Here is a 16497-nt window from a genome sequence, read left to right as displayed (position 1 = left end):
TGGGAATTACCCTCAGCCGTGTAAGAGTATCCCACCACCTGTCCGGCATCGTTGATACCGTTGGCCTCGCTCCAGCTCCTGCCCAAAGTGCCCAGATTAATTGCCGTCCTGCTGTTAAGGTCAACAAGGAAGGCTGCTATTTGGGCGTTTGCATGATTGACAAAACCAGGGCCGGTAATTAAGGCTACGGCCAGGATAAGATGACGAACTTTGAAGGAAGGGCTGAGTAGTGTCATGGCATTCTCTGACAAGGCGATGTTTGGTAATCCAATGTAGATAATGGGGTTCATGCTGTCAAAGCAGCTTCTCTCGATCTTCAGTTTTTGGTTCTGATTTTTAAACTTGCCCCAACTAGCGGGATCTTTCTTCCTATCGGATGTATTGATAAAGGGTCTCGCGGCTTATCCCAAACTCCTTCGCCAGCTTTGTCCGGTTTGCCCCTGTAGCTGCCTGCTCTCGCAGCTTGGCAATCCTGTCTGCATTCAGAGCCGGCTTCCTACCCTTGTAGACTCCTTTGGCCTTTGCCAGGGCTATCCCTTCACGCTGCCGCTCCTTGATCAGGGACCGCTCAAACTGAGCAAAGGCGCTCAGCATGGTAAACATCAGGACGGAACGAGGATCATCACTGCCAGCGGTAAAGGTCATATTCTCCTTTAGGAATTGAACTGATACACCGCGATCGTTCATTTCCCTGACTAACTTGAGCATGTCCTCGACGTTACGCGCCAGCCTGTCCATGGAGTGGACTATGAGCGTATCCCCTGCACGAACGTGATTGAGCGCGGCCTGGAGCTGGGGTCTCTTTGTATCCTTGGCCGATGCCTTGTCGGTGAATACCTTGTCGAGGTGAATTCCATCGAGTTGGCGCTCGACGTTCTGGTCCAGTGAACTCACCCGGATGTATCCGATTCTCTGATTGGTCATGGTTCTCTCCCTGCTATAAACGTCAAGGTAGAGTCTATGACCTTCATGAGCGAGTGTCAATAAATATAATTATGAACTCTATATTGACACAAAATGACGGGAAAAGTGTCAGGCAGATTTGTCAGGATGGGGTGTACCCAAAAATGACAGGCCGATGAGACACTAATGCCGCCTCATAAGGGTTTAAGCCAGATTTACGAGACGGCCAGCATTCGACATCCAGAGTCAAATGAGATGTTTTTTTCGTTTGCAGTTATTGCGAGCTAGCCACAATGGAATGCGAGCATGCCCGGTTCCTAGTCCCTCATCTAAAATAGGTCAGCATTAACTTTCAATTCCTCAAATTATATCATTGACGATATATATCTTTTTTGATAACCTCATTGAATGACATGGAACGTTGAATTTCATCCGGCATTTGCTGAGGAATACCAGGAATTTTCTGAGGAAGTGCAGGATGCCTTGCTGTCTGAATTGGGGTTACTGGAAAAATATGGCCCTCAGCTTAACCGTCCCCATGTAGATACGCTCAATGCTTCCAGATACGCGAATATGAAAGAACTGCGGTTTTCTGCGGATGGTGGCGTATGGCGGGCGCTTTCGCCTTCGACCCGGAGCGCAAAGCCATTGTGCTTGTTGCAGGCGATAAGTCGGGGGGAAGTGAGAGGCAATTTTACAGACAGTTAATCAGAAAAGCGGATGCACGTTTTGACGACCATTTAACTCGCTTGAAGGAGGAACGGAAATGACCAAAGGACCTATTTTTCAGGAAATCTGGGACAACCTGCCATCTGACCGCAAGGCGCAGATCGAGGCGCGTACCCGCAAGCTGGAAGCAGAATATCTGACCTTGCAGGAATTACGCAGAAAAGCCGGACTGACGCAGGCCGGAGTATCCCAGGAGCTGGGCATGCCTCAGTCCAACGTCTCCCGCTTGGAGAAAGGCTCCGACATGCTGCTTTCTACCTTGCGTCAATATGTTGAAGCGATTGGCGGCAAGCTCAATCTCACCGTTGAGCTGCCAAACAAACCCCCAATCAGGCTGAACGTATTAAGCGACCTTGTAGAACACCGGCCCATCATGGAAGATTCGCGGCCTCAAGCGCCAGTGTAATAAAGAAGATTGGTTAAGAAACGCTAAGGCGTAATGCCAGAGCGGCTAATGTCACAAGCAATACCGGCAAGGTCAGTACGATTCCTACCTTAAAGTAATAACCCCATGTGAGCCTCATGCCTTTGAGTGCCAGGACATGGAGCCATAGCAACGTCGCCAGTGAGCCAATAGGAGTAATCTTGGGGCCGAGGTCGCATCCAATAACGTTTGCATAGACCATTGCGTCCTTAACGACATCTGTGGCATTTGTGGCATCAATGGAAAGAGCGCCTACCAGTACAGTAGGCATATTGTTCATGATGGAGGAAAGAAAGGCCGCAAGAATTCCAGCGTCCTCAATCGTCCGCATAGCGGCCGGCGGAACCTTCGCAAAATTCACATCCGACAAGCGAGCTGTGCTCCGAGACTCCGCCGAGTTGTCCCTCCGAGCAATGCCCGCAGATGCCCATCTCGTCCGACATTTCAAAGCACTGAACACACACATATCCGCCGTGGTGCTCGACCACCGTGTGATAGCCGCTGCAGAAGGGGCAGTTGAGGTCGACGTGATCGAAGTAGTTGTCGCACGTCACTGCTTCACCCGTGTTGAGCGCCTCCTGAAGGAAGTCCTCATCGATCACAGTTCCGCAGGCCGGACACTGCTCCGGTGCCATTTCATAAGCGTTGAATTGAATTGGGCTCCGGCAATCCTCGTTGGTACACGTGATCTCGATCTCCGATCCGTTGTATCGACAGACGACGCATGACGCCGGTGAAATCGCTCCAGTCGCTTCGAACACGCAAACGGATTCGAACTTGCAGCTCGGACACACGGCGACTCGGCCGCCACCTTTGCGGTGAGCTCCGAGCTCCTCCTGCTTCGCTTTGAAGGACTCCACCAGATAAGCGCGATGACATTCCATCTGGAACCCGATGAATCGAATATTCTCCTTGTAGGCTTCGAATTCCCTCCACTCCTCAAGGAGAAGACGGAGCGCAAGCCAGCCCGCGCACTGCTCGGCGACGAGCAGCGCCAGCCCCTCCTCGCTATCAACATCCTTCTCGCCAGCGTGCACGAAGTGCACCATCTTGTTGCGGTGCTTAGCGATCTTCAGGAAGATTTCGCGCGATACAGGCGGGATCTGCACGCCGCCGATCTTCCTGAGCCGATCTAGAGCCTGCTCAGGGCTCACGGTCTTTGCTTCACCCCGGAAGAACGCGGCCTTGTCCGCCTGATCGGGCTTGTCGAGCAAGAGTGCCCAGTGCTCGCGCATGAGGCGCGCCTTGAGAAAAAGCTCGATTGCGATCGCAAAGTGGACTGTCGAGAACTTCGCTGAGGCGGAAAACTCTTCAATCGCCTTCGCCAGGAATTCAAATGCGCTGGAGGCGAGCGCAGCGAAGAGCTCATCTTCTGAGAGAATGAGAGTGATCTTTTGATCTCCGACCGCCGTCATTGAACAATATCCCGCTCAGTCGTCGCCCTTAGAAGCCCGTCAGCGGCAAGAACTCCACCAGACACGGGTTTATCCCGAGCTTTTCAAATTGGCCTCGGCGCTCCACAAGATCCTTGTAAACACTAACCTTCCATTTCACCACCCCTGCATCGACATGTCGGATGACCTCTTCGAAATAAGGACGGTCAACGTCGGCGAGCGAGTGCCCCATGACCCAGATCTCCCTCGTTTGTGCCAAGCTCGAAAAAAAGGTGCGGTTCGCGAGAATGATCTGAAGCGTTGGCTTGAAGGTCTCTTTGAAATAGCGGTCGATGATCGACTGCCCTTCGACTACTCGTGTGTCCGCCGCTTCTGGATCGCGCTCAAAACGATACGGGTCGAGGTTTTCTTGCGATTCCCAGCCATGGCCGAGAACGAGGTTGGCCTCCGGATCCACCCCCGATCCATGGATGTGCAGGATGTGGCTCTCGGAAATCCCGTAGAGGCGTTGAAGAGACGGTGTATAGTTAAAGTTGAGAAACGTTGCGACTGGATCGACAGTGACGCGCAATTCCTTGACGTCCGCTGGCGTTGGCATCACAAGCTGCCGTATCCATGCAGCGAAATGGGTCCGCATCCTCTTGGAGATAGCCTCCACGGCTCGATCGATTTCGTACTGATAATCGTGATGATAGGAATCGCTCCAATCATCGGCTCCGTATCCGACGAGAAATTCGGAGGCGTCCTCAATCAAGGTCGCAGCATCGAAATATGCGAGCCGTTCCTCGAAGTTCGACCAGAAATCATCACTGGTATCAAAATATCGCTCGATGATCTGGAACGTGTCCGGATCTGTGACGCGAAGAAACTCACCGAAAGCCCAATATGACGATTTGATGCCATGGTGGAGATCGAAACCGTTTCCGATGATGTAGAGCCTACCGGTCACGCTTGCTTCACTTCCACAAAGAGCCGTGTCATTGTCAAAAGCGAAAAACCTCAATGTAGTTCTGTTCGAGCCGTTCCCGGCTCATGTCGCTAGGATATTTCTTCTTACGCATCCTCAAAGTATGCACTACCTGAGAAAAATCATGAACAGGTTCTAAGACGATACGAGACCTACAGAAGTCAATTTATGACGATTTGGAAGAGATTCGCATATTACGTAAACCATTCCGTCCGCGTGAATGGTTTGTTGTGCCGCTGCCAGTGATCGAGACCGCCATTGCAATGTTGCTAGACGGCAGCATTATGCGGCACCACTACAATCATCGAGCAGGCGAGATTGTGCCGTCGCCATAATGGAAAGCAAATCCTGATCCATACTTTGCTTGTTTTAAGTGTATGGAAAGAACTAGAAAGAAGTAGGCGATAGACTCCGTGATGCCACGGACTGAGCTACAACCTTTAACGCGACCATATGAGTGGCAGTCCTTTATCATTCATAACTCCTTCAAGAATTGGAGGCGGTAATGACCGCCTCCAAAACCAATCAGCGATTGCTGTCCGGCGTCACTTTCACGGGCGTCCAGCCATGGCCTGGCTTGCTAGTAGGTGGTAACGGCCGATTGTCCGGCACTGTTGCATAGTTCGGCTGTTTGCCCCCTCTAGGACCAACCTCTTGGTAGATCCCACCCTGATTACCGGTATTCTGACCGGGCTTCTTCGGTGCTGCCATATCAATCTCCTTTAGAAAAAAGGCAGTAGTACAACCCGGGACATCGAAAAACCTTATTGGCAAACCCGTACAAATTAGTACGCCAACTCGGGCGACAGGTTTCTCCGGGATCGGTGACCTATCTGAGTCGCTCTTATGAGGCCCAGTCTTTGGAACGACTTTTTCATTCTTAATTGTGCTGCTGTGTGGCTTCCTTTTCTTAGGTTTGTCACGTCTGACCCTGCACGCGCATGCGTGTCCTGATAGCAAGGTTCTGTGCCTGGAATCTGTTCCGAACGATCTGCGCTATCTCGTCGTAGACAGGAGCTCTCCTCTCTGGATCGGCGATCGTGATAATCAAAGAGAAAGGTTGTGGCTTAAATGTGGATTCATCCTTCTCGATTCCATGCCGCGTCAGCAGTCGCAGCATCAGGCGCCAGCGGTTTCCCCGCTCGCCGTTATCGTTCAGGCGTCCGTAATAGGTGCGCACCGGAGCCCACTTCCGCAGCTTCTCGACTTGGTATGCCTCATACAACTCGCCTGGGTTGCGGTGTTCAGGAGGAACAAGCCCAGTGAACACTTGTTTAATTACACCGGTGTCCCGAGATATCCGATCTCGGTAGACGCCAAGATGCGCGTCGATATGAGTTTCGCAGTATTCAGTTCCCCAACGAGCGCCTCGTGCCGGGCCAAAGGCAAGAGTCATCCAAACCTCTCCGAAATACTTGCCATTCCGCTTCAATGATGGGGGGTAAGGGAAGTCATCCCACTCCAGGAAGTAGCCGGGCCGAAGCGTATCGTCGAACACGAGTGTAGCTGTGTGCGGAGTACATTCGAGGCAGTACGGAAGCGCGGCCGGCAGACCGAAGCCAAGAAAGTTTTCCTCACCGTCCGGAACACGTGCGCCTGAACGTGGATCGCGAGCGTGGTGAGTTAGCAAGGCCCTGGCCAACACCGGCGATGGTGTGGGTGTGATTTGGTGATAGATTTGGGCCAAGGTCCGTGAGACGAGAGGCGTAGCAAAGCTCGTACCAAGATCCTCGGCCAAACCGTTGCTTGTGACTGACCGGATTCCATGAGCGTAGGCAGCGTCGGTCGAGCAGGAGCCACCGTAGTGCACCAGATCTGGCTTGATGATGTAGTTTGGACCAGCACCATGACGCGAGAAGGCTGACGGGTGATGTTGCTTCGGCCCGTTCGCTTTGTAGTCCACGTGTGATATCGAGCCGACGGTGATGCCTAGCACGCTATCCGCTGGAGAGGTAATGCGACCATGCTCCAACTGCGCTGGGGTTCGAGGAAAATCCAGAAGCGGTGGAATGGCGTAATTGCCAGCACTGATGACAAACGAGACTTGGTACTTCTCCTGCAGATTATCCAGTTCCTCAGCCAATTCTGAAAATTCATCCAGTGAGCAGACACTGTCGGTCCCAAGCGAGAGGTTCCAAACCTTATATGTGTTGGCATGTTGTTGAAGCGCCGCATCGAGCGAGGACAGTAGCTCCGACTCAAGTAGAGCCGATGTCTCGCCACGTGCTGGATCATCATTGGGAATCACCTGCAGGTCGAACACAGCGCAAGGACCGGAATCAAGGCCGTCAAGTGTCGGGTTAAATTCTCGGCCCCAGCAAATCAGACCGGCGACGAAGGTTCCATGGTCTGTGTTTTGATCATAGGGAGGCGACACGTCGCGAATACGACCAACTACCCAGGAGTTAAGAGCCGGGATTTGATCCGAAATGCCACTGTCGACAACGACTACGACCGGGACATCCGTATCGGTCGCATCCCGTATTGGCAGTACGGGCAACGCCTGCTGGTTCAGCATGTGCGGCCGGATGGTACGAACCAGCGGCATGTGAGAGATGGAGCGCACACCGATGATCCTCGATAGTGCTTCGAGATCAGCGACAGTCTGGCACTCCGCCGCATAGATGAAACTGTCCGCTGAATACCCTCGCTGATCAAGCCGGATGCCCCGTTCAGAGCATACAGCTTTGAAGTTGGCAACCAGTCCTGGGTGGTCAGCATCAGGGGCAAAGTTGAACAAGCGGACTCGTGTGATGAACCCGTTTCGACGGCGCGGGCTACGACGCAAGATATCCCTAGCATCTAGACCACGTCGCCGGAACGCGGGCGTTACCGCTTCGATACCCTCGATGCAGGAGAGCTCTTTAGTAATCTGTTCCGATGTATTGTGCTTGATTGTTTCAGCCAGTCTCTCCAATCCCAACGGGGTGGCCTTAATGAACAGTTCACCAAGACGGCCTGCACCGATGATAGGACAGGATTGGTCAGAAAACAGCTTCTCCGGCCGATGGCTCTTGGCTGCGGCCTTAGACATAATCTTGACACGCACTGGTGCTGCTTTCGTCAGTTTGAGCTGCGGCAGGATAGCTTCCTGAATAGCGCCAACTTGGTTGGACAGCCGCTTTCGGTACTGGGCGTCGACCTCGCGAAACGGCTGCGGCGGAGTCCCTCCCCCGGGCACACGACGCTCTGTACCCTGCTTGGGCATGATCAGTTTGATTGGAAGTCGACCGCGGCGTAGATCCCTTTGATTCTCGTCAACCATTACTCACCCCCCTCCCTCTTCGACAGCCGGTGTACTGTGGCCTTCGACAACCCCAGGAGCTCCGCGAGCATGGCCAAGCTGTACAACCGCTGATTTCTCTCCCTTAGTATCTGCACAATGGCAATGACATCTTTGTTGGCGAGCCGTGCGACGAAACGCTCACCATATTCCCCGCCAACCGCCAGATTCTGCAAAACCGGAAATGCGTCTTTGAGGTGAAGCGGCTTGTTGTTGGTCGAAAAGTACCGACGCTTAAGGCGAGCACAGACCTCCCCGATATCAGAGCCCGAAAAGCCTTCGGATAGATCGGCTAGAACCGTAAGATCCCGCTTTGAGAAAAGGATAGGCGAGATGAAATCTGACCACATCTGCTCCCGCTGCTCGGGCGATGGAAGTTGCAACGCCAAGCGATAAGTGAAGCGACGCCACACTGCCGCATCAAGCAGCGTTTCGTGGTTGGTGGCCGCTAAAACGATCGACTGCCGGCCGAGCGTGTCGAGGTTCTGCAGGAAACTGTTAACTACCCGCTTCAGCTCGCCCAGTTCCTGGCTATCCCCGCGCAGCTTGGCGATGGCATCAAATTCGTCCAGAAACAGGACACAGGGCGTTTTCGCGGCAAAATCGAACAGCGCACGAATGTTCTTCGATGTGCTGCCGAGGTAGGACGAGATCAGCCCGTCCAAGCGGGCTACATACAGATCGAGCCCGAGTTCCTTAGCGATGTGTCGTGCCAAGCGACTCTTGCCGGTCCCGGGCGGCCCATACATGAGGAAGCTGAGCGCCCCAGACAGCTCTGGGTTGTCCAGCGAAGCATAACTCCTTGCCACGCTGACGAATTCATTGACCACATCCCACTGCGTCTGTAAGAGCTGCAAAGGCGGCTCTTGCAGCGTCTTCAGCTTGACGTGCTCAATGAGAGGAAACCGGCTTTCCGCGTCGACTGGGAGTGCCTTGGCGAAACGAACATCCGCTGGACGTAGCTGATTATCCGCCTCATCTAGCAGTTTCCTAAGACGATCAGCCGAGCTTTTATCGCCGGCACTTTCCAGCTTTTCTGCGAGAAAGGACGTATAGTTGCGCACCTTGTCTATATCAAGACGAAGCGCACCATTTATGATACGAACAAGCTCATTTATGAAACGATTATCTATGTTCATGAGACGATTCTACTATTTTTGGAGACTATTGTCAAATAGTAAGAAACGCCACTACAAGGAATAAATAAGCTGCCCGGGTTTGGTACAAATGATTTGTCCGGTTTCAAGGTAGAAACGGGGGAGTTGCTACAGGAGATACGGAAGATACACAACCCAGAATCATCTCCCCACGAAAATGACGCCATTTGAAATCGGACATTGAGAGCTACCCTGAAAAACACAATGGTGCACCTGGCTTCTTATTTTTTGCAACAGAGCCGAAATGCCCACTCAAGCCAATTCTTTCCTTTCATCAGACTAAAAAGCCACCTCGGTGAGGTGGCTTTCTGAGAAATTGATTCCCACGAAATCTAGACTTTTAGGAAAAATCTAAATAATCGTGGGAACCTAAACAACTTCCCCGAGAATTCGGTATCGTTGTCGACAAAAAGATAATGAGGGAGACCACGGTGTGTTGCCCGTTGATTTAACGCGGCTGTGTTTTTTAACCAACAAATATCTTGGGAAGTACTCTTGGGAGGGTTAGTCACCTCCACCCTGTTCTGGTTTTTTGCTCCATACCCTCCCCTTCCTAGCCTCTCCCCATGCCCCTGCCCCGACCTTTGGAAAGATCAAGCTCCTGCGCGAGCTTTTCCACTTTATCGGGATAAAGCCTGAGATCCTCCCGCATCTTGGTCAATGCCGCCGATTGACCCTCCTTCGGCAGCCGGTTGAAGTCCTCGATCTTCTTGCGCATGTTCTCCGGCAAAGCCTTCCACTGCTTGCCGGTGTCGCTGTAACTAGGAACCTTCAGTGCACGGCTGATGGCGTGCTTTTTGAACTCTGATATGGCGCGGTCCAGTTTCCTTGCTTGCCGCTGCACGTCCAACTCCTGGCTAGCCTTCTGCTGCCAGATGCGCTCAAGCTTCACCACCTGCTCGCGCACCGGCTTCTGCTCGATCTCTATGCGCTGTCCGATGTCAGCGGCAATATGCTCGGCCCGGCTTCTCGCATCGTTGACCCTGGACATCAGAAGATCCGCATCCCGCAACCAGGCTTCTTCCCTGGCCTGCTCGCGCTCGATGAGGTAACTGGATGGGATTAGTCCCAGGTCGTGCGTCCTGGCTCGTAACGGATGGGCTTTGCGCCAGGCATGCATTTCCAGCGTGGCCCGCTGCATCTTTTCCTGCGCCTGCCGCATCTGATATGACAGGGAGGCATGGATCTTTCGCGCAGCCATCACGTCCGGGTGACGGTCGACCATGGCTTTGACTGCCGGCGGTCGCAGCCGCTCGATCTCGGCTTTGAGCTCGCGGCTCGTCATGCGCTCAATGCGCAGCCTCTCCGCCTGGCTCCGCTCCTCCCGATCCCGTATCCGTCGCTCCCGCTCAGCTTCCAGGTTGATGACTTCGGCTTTCGCATCGGATATCGCCTGCTGCATATGTTCATGGGCTTGCGCGAGCGCCGCCCGTGCCTGGCGAAATTCGATTATGTTCTCTCGCCCTTCCCCCCGCCACTGGCTGGGCAGCTGTTTGGCTTCCGGTTCCAGCCCCGTGCCGCGCTCGGCGTGGCTCCTCATGTCAATGCGCGCGCTGTGCCCCAGCTGCTCAAGGTGGCTATTCGCTATAATCTCCCAGCGGGATCTCAACTCCTTGAGATCCGCTGCGCGCTCGGAGCGGCTCAGGGTCTGGCCCGGGCGCGGGCCATAGCCCTTACGCGCTCCGCCCTTCTCAGGGGATTTTGCGTTGTAGCGCCTGAAATACTGCTCCGGGTCGCGCTCGATATCATCCACCTGCCGCTCGGAGAACATGAGGTGGACGTGCGGCTGCGCCTGGCCGTCCGCTGCCATGGGGGTGTGAATGGCCCACTGGTAAGCGTGACGGCCTCCGATCTCCTGGGCGACGAATGCCCGCACCAGCGCTGCCCGCTGCCCGGCGTCGAGTTCCCTTGGCAGGGCAATCTCCATCTCCCGGTAGGTCGTGCCGTTGCTGCGCTCATAAGCATCCGCCGCCTGCCAGAAAAGCAGCGGGTCATGCTCAGCCCATGCCGGCAGGTTGCCAGCCTCGCAAGCTTCCAGCTTCTCGCCCTGGGAAAGATGCCGGGCATGCTGCCCCTCGCGCACGATGTAGGCAGCATGCGGGCACGCCCGCCCCGCTTTCCCCACCTTCATGCTCAGGCGTGCGATTGCCATGCCTGGTGCTCTCCGTTGTTTGTTTGGCCGCGAAGCGGCCTGATCTTTGTTTTTCGTGGTTCGCGCGTTTCTATGGATGAGAGATTTTATCATCCATAGAAACAACTAAGCGCGCCTTGTAAATTACAAGGATACTTCAGTCTGTGCCTGCCGCCAAGTCTTCAGCTATAATCAGCAGATTCTCAACGATGAGAGGGTTCCATGCGGGACGATTGGCTTAAAGGACGGCTGGCTTACTTGCAGGGGCTGAAAGCACCCAGCGACCACCAGCGGCTGTTGCTGCTGCTGGCAGAGAAACCAGACAGGACACCAGAAGACGAGCGCAAGCTCACAGCCTTGGTGCACGCGGAAAAAGCAGCAGAACGGGCGCAAAAGGCACGCGCCAATGCCGCTAGGATCGTGAATGCGGAAAAGCTCGCAGCAAGAAAAGCACGCGACCGCGAGCTCTATAACGCGGCAGGCCTGATGATCCTGGCAGGCCTGGTGGATTCCAGAACCGGCATGCCGCTCCTGGATCGGGGAGAGCTCCTGGGCGCGCTCATGGAGCTCTCCAGGGTAGCGCCTGAGGATGAGCGCAAAGCACAGTGGAAGCGTAAGGGCGATACCCTGCTGGCGGAGAAGATGAAAGGGTGAGGATCAGCAGGAGTGCTCAAGCCCTGCCAGTGCCCAATTCCTGATCAAGGGATGGTGCTACTGGATAACCGCCTTCAACTTTTTAACAGAAATATATCGAGCACTTCAAAAAAATATCGGTAACTTCAGAAAAATATCGAAACATTCCAAAAAGAATATCGAATGCTGCAAATAAATACAGGATTCATACAGGAATTTTCGGGTTTATTACAGTTGTTTGAGCAAGTACTTGGGGCGCTGCCCCACGCCCCGCGTTCGCCACGTGGCAGGGGTGCAGAGAGACCTACGGTCAAACCCTCCCTGCACCCCTTTCCACAGCGTCTGTCGCTCCAGGCAACGTCAAGGCCATGCCCTCTCGGGGGGCTTGCGCCCGCCTTGACCCTGCCTTGAAAGCGAAAATGCACATACTGGTCCAGGAAAGTGTCTTCCACAAAAAGGGTTTTAAAGCCTTCTGGAGCGTTTAAATGGGAAAGGAGATAGATTTCCCTCAGCTTGAGATAGAGATGCGCTCTACGAGGCCTCAAATCGCGCTTGAATGGCATTCCTGCATGAATATCATGCCCACCTCACCCCTTCCTCCTGTAGACCGGTTTTGCGGACGTGCACGTAATAGCAGAAGGAGCAAAGGGCAATTTCCACAGAAACCCGGCTGAGGCGCCGGATTGCGAAGTGATCCGGGGCTGATTTGTCCGGGTCCTGGTGCCCGTGAGGGTGAGCCAAAAGGCTCAGGTCAGCTGCCAGGGTTCTTTGGCAGCTGAGCCACCTGGATTGCCCTCATGCCTTGCTCAAGGTTCAGAAGATGACTTTTGTACCTTTTGAAAAGATGAGAAACATAAGCGGGCGAAGTACAAAAGGTGAAACTGGAAGGGGGGTCTTTTGGCCCCCTTCAGGGGGCGTCGATAAATTCCTTTAAATTGGGGATTTGATTCTGGAGCTGTGTTATCCACAGCTGGAGTTGAGGCCGAGGCGTTAAAGATTTTATAAGTTAAAAAACGCGCGCGTGTTACGCCTTTAGGAAATTCAACTTAAATAATGACTTGCAGGTTGTTTGCGTGGGTGATAGCACATGTCTGCTGTGGGTGATAGCACATGCCTATCCACAAGAAAACGTGGGTGATAGCACATGTCTATCCACAAACATGGGATGAAAACACGATAATTTCTCTTCTTAGCAAACGTACTCTGTAGTGGGTAAAGGCACAATCCTCAAAAGAGATCTGGGTTTTCGCAGATAGAGAGATTGAAGACAGAAATAAACCGGAGGTCTACTGTTTGGCTGTTTTGGCCGTCAAACCCTTACTCAAACGTTGGACGTCCTTTGTGTAGAAGATTGCCTTATCTGATTCATCCAGGACCATCCGATAATTGGGCAAGGTATCGGTCTGAATAATTCCTCGTACCATGCGACGAAACTCGCGCAAACTACACTTGCTCCCCGCTTTCTCTTGTAAAAGCTCAAGACTAATACTCCACATAGTTTGGTAACCACAATGCTTGCGAGCCAGCTCGTACAAGCGGCGCTCTAGCGGTTTGCGAAGACGAAAATAATCAGAGTGGATAGTAAGCACTTCATGTGCCTGAACTGCGTTAAACAACCACTCTGACAAAGTGACTTCTACAGCAACCATCCGCTCATCATCCGGCGACTTTTCGACGATCTTAGCCCGCTCGATTATCCCGAAAATTTCCCGAGTGCGTTGCCCACCTGTTTTGATATTAGTTTTCAAGGTTGTGCCACGCAGGCGCTCAAAGGTATCGCTCAGTCGCTCGTAGCTACGTCCGTTGATAGCCTTATTTGTAGATATTAGGTAGTCATATACTGTGAAACGAACTGTGCGATTTTTCGCGTCGGCTCGACCTCGATTCAATGCCTCAGTCATCTGTGACACGACATAAATCAACACGTCCTTGTCGAACTGAGTAGCCCGTCCCTTGATACTTGGGGTTACTGTCAGGGAGCGAGACTTATCCTTACTCTCCCAATGCCATTCTGAAAGATCTGGTTTAGTAGCGAGCGTGAAGATCGGAGCTTCCATGCTTACACCGTCATCTTTCAAGGCATAATCAAACAGATCACACAGAAAAAAATCACGGTCGGTATGACGCACTGGCAGCAACTTCGAACGTTCACGCTTCTCCCTGATCTGCTGGTCCGTGTCGTTAACGATCGGAGTGCAAGAGGGTGCAGCTTGGCTGCCAAAATCTAGCTTGGCTTGCTCGGTTTGACGTTCCTTTGATCTCTTCTTCATCCAGCTCGACAATAGCTTTTATTGGGATGGGCTCCGATAGTCCAGCTTTTTCGGCAATTAATCCGATTACTGGAAGGCTCTCTGTGCAGGGATTTCTTCTCTATGATCCTACAAGGCAGCCGCTGCCACCCGGGCTTCGCGTGTCGTATCTCCGTACCCCGCTAAAAGTCCGGCAATAGAAATATCTTCATTCAAGACATTCCAATGAATACCATACGGTGATAATTCGTATTGGTATAACTCCTCTGACTTAGCGCGTTGTAAGCGTGGAAACCAAGTTAAAGGCACACCCAATGTGCGTCCATCGGATAGTTCTACCCACATGCTGTTATCGTCGAACGATACTGATTTAGCTGAAATACTCATTCCATGTCCTTTCTATCAGGTGGATATTCTGCTCGATGACGTCTACGAGCTCACGCAGAGTTTGGGCGTTGAATCCTGTGCTGCTATCGAGGGAAACTGGATGAAGCCAGAACTTTGCCTCACCATCACTGCTACGTACGTGCACGTGTACTGGTTCACGCGGATTTCCCTCATTCGAATAGAAAAAGAATCTATAACCTTTGTAACGAAAAATGACGGGCATCTATATTTCAGACGTATGATGTTTTTCATACAGGCTAATTGCTTCACGCAACACCTCAACTAAGGTGACGTCTTGCGCAGCTGCGATTTTCCTCAATCTGTGGCGAAATTCCCGCGGCACTTTGAATCCTAGATTTACAAACTCACTCGAAGCTATCTTTGTATTCTCTGAAATTCGCCTATTTATCACTTCTTTTTGACGTGCCTCTTTAATGATAGGACGGCTTGGTGCATCCTCTGCTGGCGCTCCCTGCCCCTTTTCAGCCAACAAGCTCGACATATCAAACGCTGGTTTCTTAGACATGGAGCAACCCCTTTGCTTTCTTAGACAAATTCGTCTTTTCGTCTATTCTTGATTTTACGAAATCCCACAATTCTCGTATTTCTGCTGCACCTTTACCCGTTGGCTCATCCTCCAACATTGTCGAACCGGCATAAGCGGCTTTTGCATATCCTTCCCGTTGCTGAATAATAGTTTGGCAGACGACCCCATGCTCCGAGAGTGCACCCATAGTGGAGATCAGAAGTTGCGTTCCTGGGCGTGCCTTGCTTAATACGAAAATAAATGGCCTTCCACTTTTTTTGACTACCGGCAAAGTCAAACGATTCAGAGAACGTACGTCATCAGGGCTTGGGACTACTGGAATTACAATTAAGTCAGCTGATCTCAATACTTCAGCATATTGCTCAGCATCGGCTGCTGCGGTATCAAAGAACAAGTAATGAAACCGGCTTGCAAGTACTGGCTGTTTGGATGAAAACTCTGTGACCCCAACCACAGCTAAAGGTGGAGTCTCCGATGGACGTGCATTCCACCAATCTGCCAAAGAGCTTTGAGGGTCTGTATCGCACAGAACGGCTGCCCCTGCATTTTCCATCTCGGCAGCAACCGCTAAATGGCGTGTGATATTAGATTTTCCAACGCCTCCCTTGCTGTTTAAAACTACTATAGTTTTCATTTTAGGTACCCTTAATTTTTAAACGAATAGACGATTTATACGAATTTGAGAATATTAATTTTTCGTATTTTCGTCAATAGACGAAATAAATAATTATTTATTTCGTCTATTCGTTAATAGTTAAATGGCAGAATAGACAAATAGACAAATAGACGAATAGATGAATTAGTCACTCCAAGGAAAGGGCCGGCGGTCCAAGCCGATTCGGGTGCTGGAAGCAGCATAAGCACAACTCATATCCAGTCCTGACGGCTATGGCAGTTCACCGTACCTTGCTCAACGCTCGATACAAGGTCGTCCGATCCACACTCAGCAGCCCGGCCATGCCAGATACGGTTTCCCGTCCCTCCCGGATCATCTGGGCAGCGTGATTGATCTGCTCTCGGCTCAGCTTGTGGGGTCGGCCTAGATGCTTTCCCCGACGCCTGGCCGCCTGCATCCCGGCCTTTGAGCGCTCGGAAATTAATGAGCGCTCAAATTCGGCCAACGCACCCATGATGTGAAATACCAGCTTACCGCCTGCACTGGTCGTGTTGATGCCATCCGAGAGGCTTTCAAATCCTGCCCCCTCATTTCTCAGTTTCTCGATCAGCTCAATCAGAAAGCTCAATGAGCGGCCCAGGCGATCCAGCTTCCACACTACCAGCACATCGCCTCTCCCCACTGCGGCAATCGCCTGAGACAGTCCTTCACGTTCGATGATCGCCCCGCTGACGCCGTGATCGGTAAATACCTGCTCGCATTCCGCCCTGGTTAAAGCATCCAGCTGCAAGTCAAGATTCTGGTCGTCAGTCGATACGCGCGCATAGCCGATTTTCATGAATTTCTTCTCCCTGTATTTCGCACAACCCTTATGCAACATAACGAACCAAAAAAAACAATGCCTTGCATTGTGTGTTTGAGTGTAGCAAAAGGGAGCCTTTATGCTACTTATCGACCCGCCCAAAGGGCAATATTGCAGAACAAGAGACGAGAGCTCAATAACGTTGTAAATTCTCCATCTTCTTTCGTCTCGCCATAAACCCGATCAAGCCCAAACCTGCAAGCATCAAGGCATAG

Annotated in this window: 17 protein-coding genes and 2 pseudogenes; 3 read left to right on the top strand and 16 right to left on the bottom strand. The window is 52.3% G+C overall.

Annotated elements, in window-relative coordinates; all coding sequences use genetic code 11:
- Both BMY01_RS16425 and BMY01_RS16420 read right to left on the bottom strand, forming a co-directional pair.
- Positions 1-290 (bottom strand): annotated as a pseudogene (locus tag BMY01_RS16425) (hypothetical protein); the annotation flags it as partial.
- 79 nt (positions 291-369) lie between these two features.
- Positions 370-924 carry a recombinase family protein gene (locus tag BMY01_RS16420; RefSeq protein WP_074749191.1) on the bottom strand — a complete coding sequence of 185 codons (555 nt, stop codon included), beginning with the start codon at positions 922-924 and terminating at the stop codon, positions 370-372.
- Positions 925-1311: 387 nt separating this feature from the next.
- Here BMY01_RS16420 and BMY01_RS18920 point away from each other — a divergent pair.
- Together BMY01_RS18920 and BMY01_RS16410 are read left to right on the top strand one after the other, a co-directional pair.
- Positions 1312-1673, top strand: a pseudogene (locus BMY01_RS18920) (type II toxin-antitoxin system RelE/ParE family toxin).
- The gene (locus tag BMY01_RS16410) at positions 1670-2038 is read left to right on the top strand and encodes a helix-turn-helix domain-containing protein (protein WP_074749190.1); all 369 of its coding nucleotides are present in this window, start codon (positions 1670-1672) and stop codon (positions 2036-2038) included. The pseudogene BMY01_RS18920 and the gene BMY01_RS16410 overlap by 4 nt, the downstream one beginning before the upstream one ends.
- Positions 2039-2051: 13 nt before the next feature.
- Here BMY01_RS16410 and BMY01_RS16405 read toward each other — a convergent pair whose 3' ends face one another.
- From BMY01_RS16405 to BMY01_RS16375, 7 genes are all read right to left on the bottom strand, one after another.
- Positions 2052-2387 carry an ArsB/NhaD family transporter gene (locus tag BMY01_RS16405; RefSeq protein ID WP_439331416.1) on the bottom strand — a complete coding sequence of 112 codons (336 nt, stop codon included), beginning with the start codon at positions 2385-2387 and terminating at the stop codon, positions 2052-2054.
- Entirely contained in the window at positions 2374-3471 is a 1098-nt protein-coding gene (locus tag BMY01_RS16400; protein ID WP_074749189.1) for a hypothetical protein, read from the bottom strand. Before BMY01_RS16400 ends, BMY01_RS16405 begins: the two co-directional genes overlap by 14 nt.
- 28 nt (positions 3472-3499) lie before the next feature.
- A complete protein-coding gene (locus BMY01_RS16395; RefSeq protein WP_074749188.1) occupies positions 3500-4399 on the bottom strand; it encodes a bacteriophage abortive infection AbiH family protein in 900 nt (299 codons plus the stop codon).
- A gap of 543 nt (positions 4400-4942) precedes the next feature.
- Positions 4943-5128 carry a hypothetical protein gene (locus BMY01_RS16390; RefSeq protein ID WP_074749187.1) on the bottom strand — a complete coding sequence of 62 codons (186 nt, stop codon included), beginning with the start codon at positions 5126-5128 and terminating at the stop codon, positions 4943-4945.
- A gap of 208 nt (positions 5129-5336) precedes the next feature.
- Positions 5337-7682, bottom strand: coding sequence for a S8 family peptidase (locus BMY01_RS16385; RefSeq protein ID WP_074749186.1), 2346 nt, complete (start codon positions 7680-7682; stop codon positions 5337-5339).
- On the bottom strand, positions 7682-8839 hold the full coding sequence (locus BMY01_RS16380) for an AAA family ATPase (RefSeq protein ID WP_074749185.1): 1158 nt from the start codon (positions 8837-8839) through the stop codon (positions 7682-7684). The genes BMY01_RS16385 and BMY01_RS16380 overlap by 1 nt, the downstream gene beginning before the upstream one ends.
- Before the next feature lie 571 nt (positions 8840-9410).
- Positions 9411-11009, bottom strand: coding sequence for a MobA/MobL family protein (locus tag BMY01_RS16375; RefSeq protein ID WP_074749184.1), 1599 nt, complete (start codon positions 11007-11009; stop codon positions 9411-9413).
- 201 nt (positions 11010-11210) lie between these two features.
- On the opposite strand from BMY01_RS16375, the gene BMY01_RS16370 reads away from it, so the two are divergent.
- Positions 11211-11642, top strand: a complete 432-nt coding sequence (locus tag BMY01_RS16370) for a conjugal transfer protein TraD (RefSeq protein WP_074749183.1) — start codon at positions 11211-11213, stop codon at positions 11640-11642.
- Positions 11643-12907: 1265 nt separating this feature from the next.
- On the opposite strand, the gene BMY01_RS16365 is transcribed toward BMY01_RS16370, so the two are convergent.
- The 7 genes from BMY01_RS16365 to BMY01_RS18915 all read right to left on the bottom strand — a co-directional run.
- Positions 12908-13891, bottom strand: a complete 984-nt coding sequence (locus tag BMY01_RS16365) for a replication initiator protein A (RefSeq protein WP_081353994.1) — start codon at positions 13889-13891, stop codon at positions 12908-12910.
- 108 nt (positions 13892-13999) lie between these two features.
- On the bottom strand, positions 14000-14257 hold the full coding sequence (locus BMY01_RS16360) for a DUF2442 domain-containing protein (RefSeq protein WP_074749182.1): 258 nt from the start codon (positions 14255-14257) through the stop codon (positions 14000-14002).
- Positions 14241-14480, bottom strand: coding sequence for a DUF4160 domain-containing protein (locus BMY01_RS16355; RefSeq protein WP_074749181.1), 240 nt, complete (start codon positions 14478-14480; stop codon positions 14241-14243). Before BMY01_RS16355 ends, BMY01_RS16360 begins: the two co-directional genes overlap by 17 nt.
- Positions 14481-14783 (bottom strand): hypothetical protein, encoded by a 303-nt coding sequence (locus BMY01_RS16350; protein ID WP_074749180.1) that lies wholly within the window; start codon positions 14781-14783, stop codon positions 14481-14483.
- Positions 14776-15438, bottom strand: coding sequence for a nucleotide-binding protein (locus BMY01_RS16345; RefSeq protein ID WP_074749179.1), 663 nt, complete (start codon positions 15436-15438; stop codon positions 14776-14778). The genes BMY01_RS16350 and BMY01_RS16345 overlap by 8 nt, the downstream gene beginning before the upstream one ends.
- Before the next feature lie 262 nt (positions 15439-15700).
- A complete protein-coding gene (locus BMY01_RS16340) occupies positions 15701-16258 on the bottom strand; it encodes a recombinase family protein (RefSeq protein WP_074749178.1) in 558 nt (185 codons plus the stop codon).
- Positions 16259-16415: 157 nt separating this feature from the next.
- On the bottom strand, positions 16416-16497 hold an 82-nt coding region (locus tag BMY01_RS18915), incomplete at its 5' end, for a PEP-CTERM sorting domain-containing protein (RefSeq protein ID WP_139176940.1).

The organism is Nitrosospira multiformis (assembly GCF_900110185.1).
GTDB classification, from domain to species: domain Bacteria; phylum Pseudomonadota; class Gammaproteobacteria; order Burkholderiales; family Nitrosomonadaceae; genus Nitrosospira; species Nitrosospira multiformis_A.
Note: the sequence above shows the minus strand (reverse complement) of the source record. Positions and strands in the feature narration are given on the sequence as shown.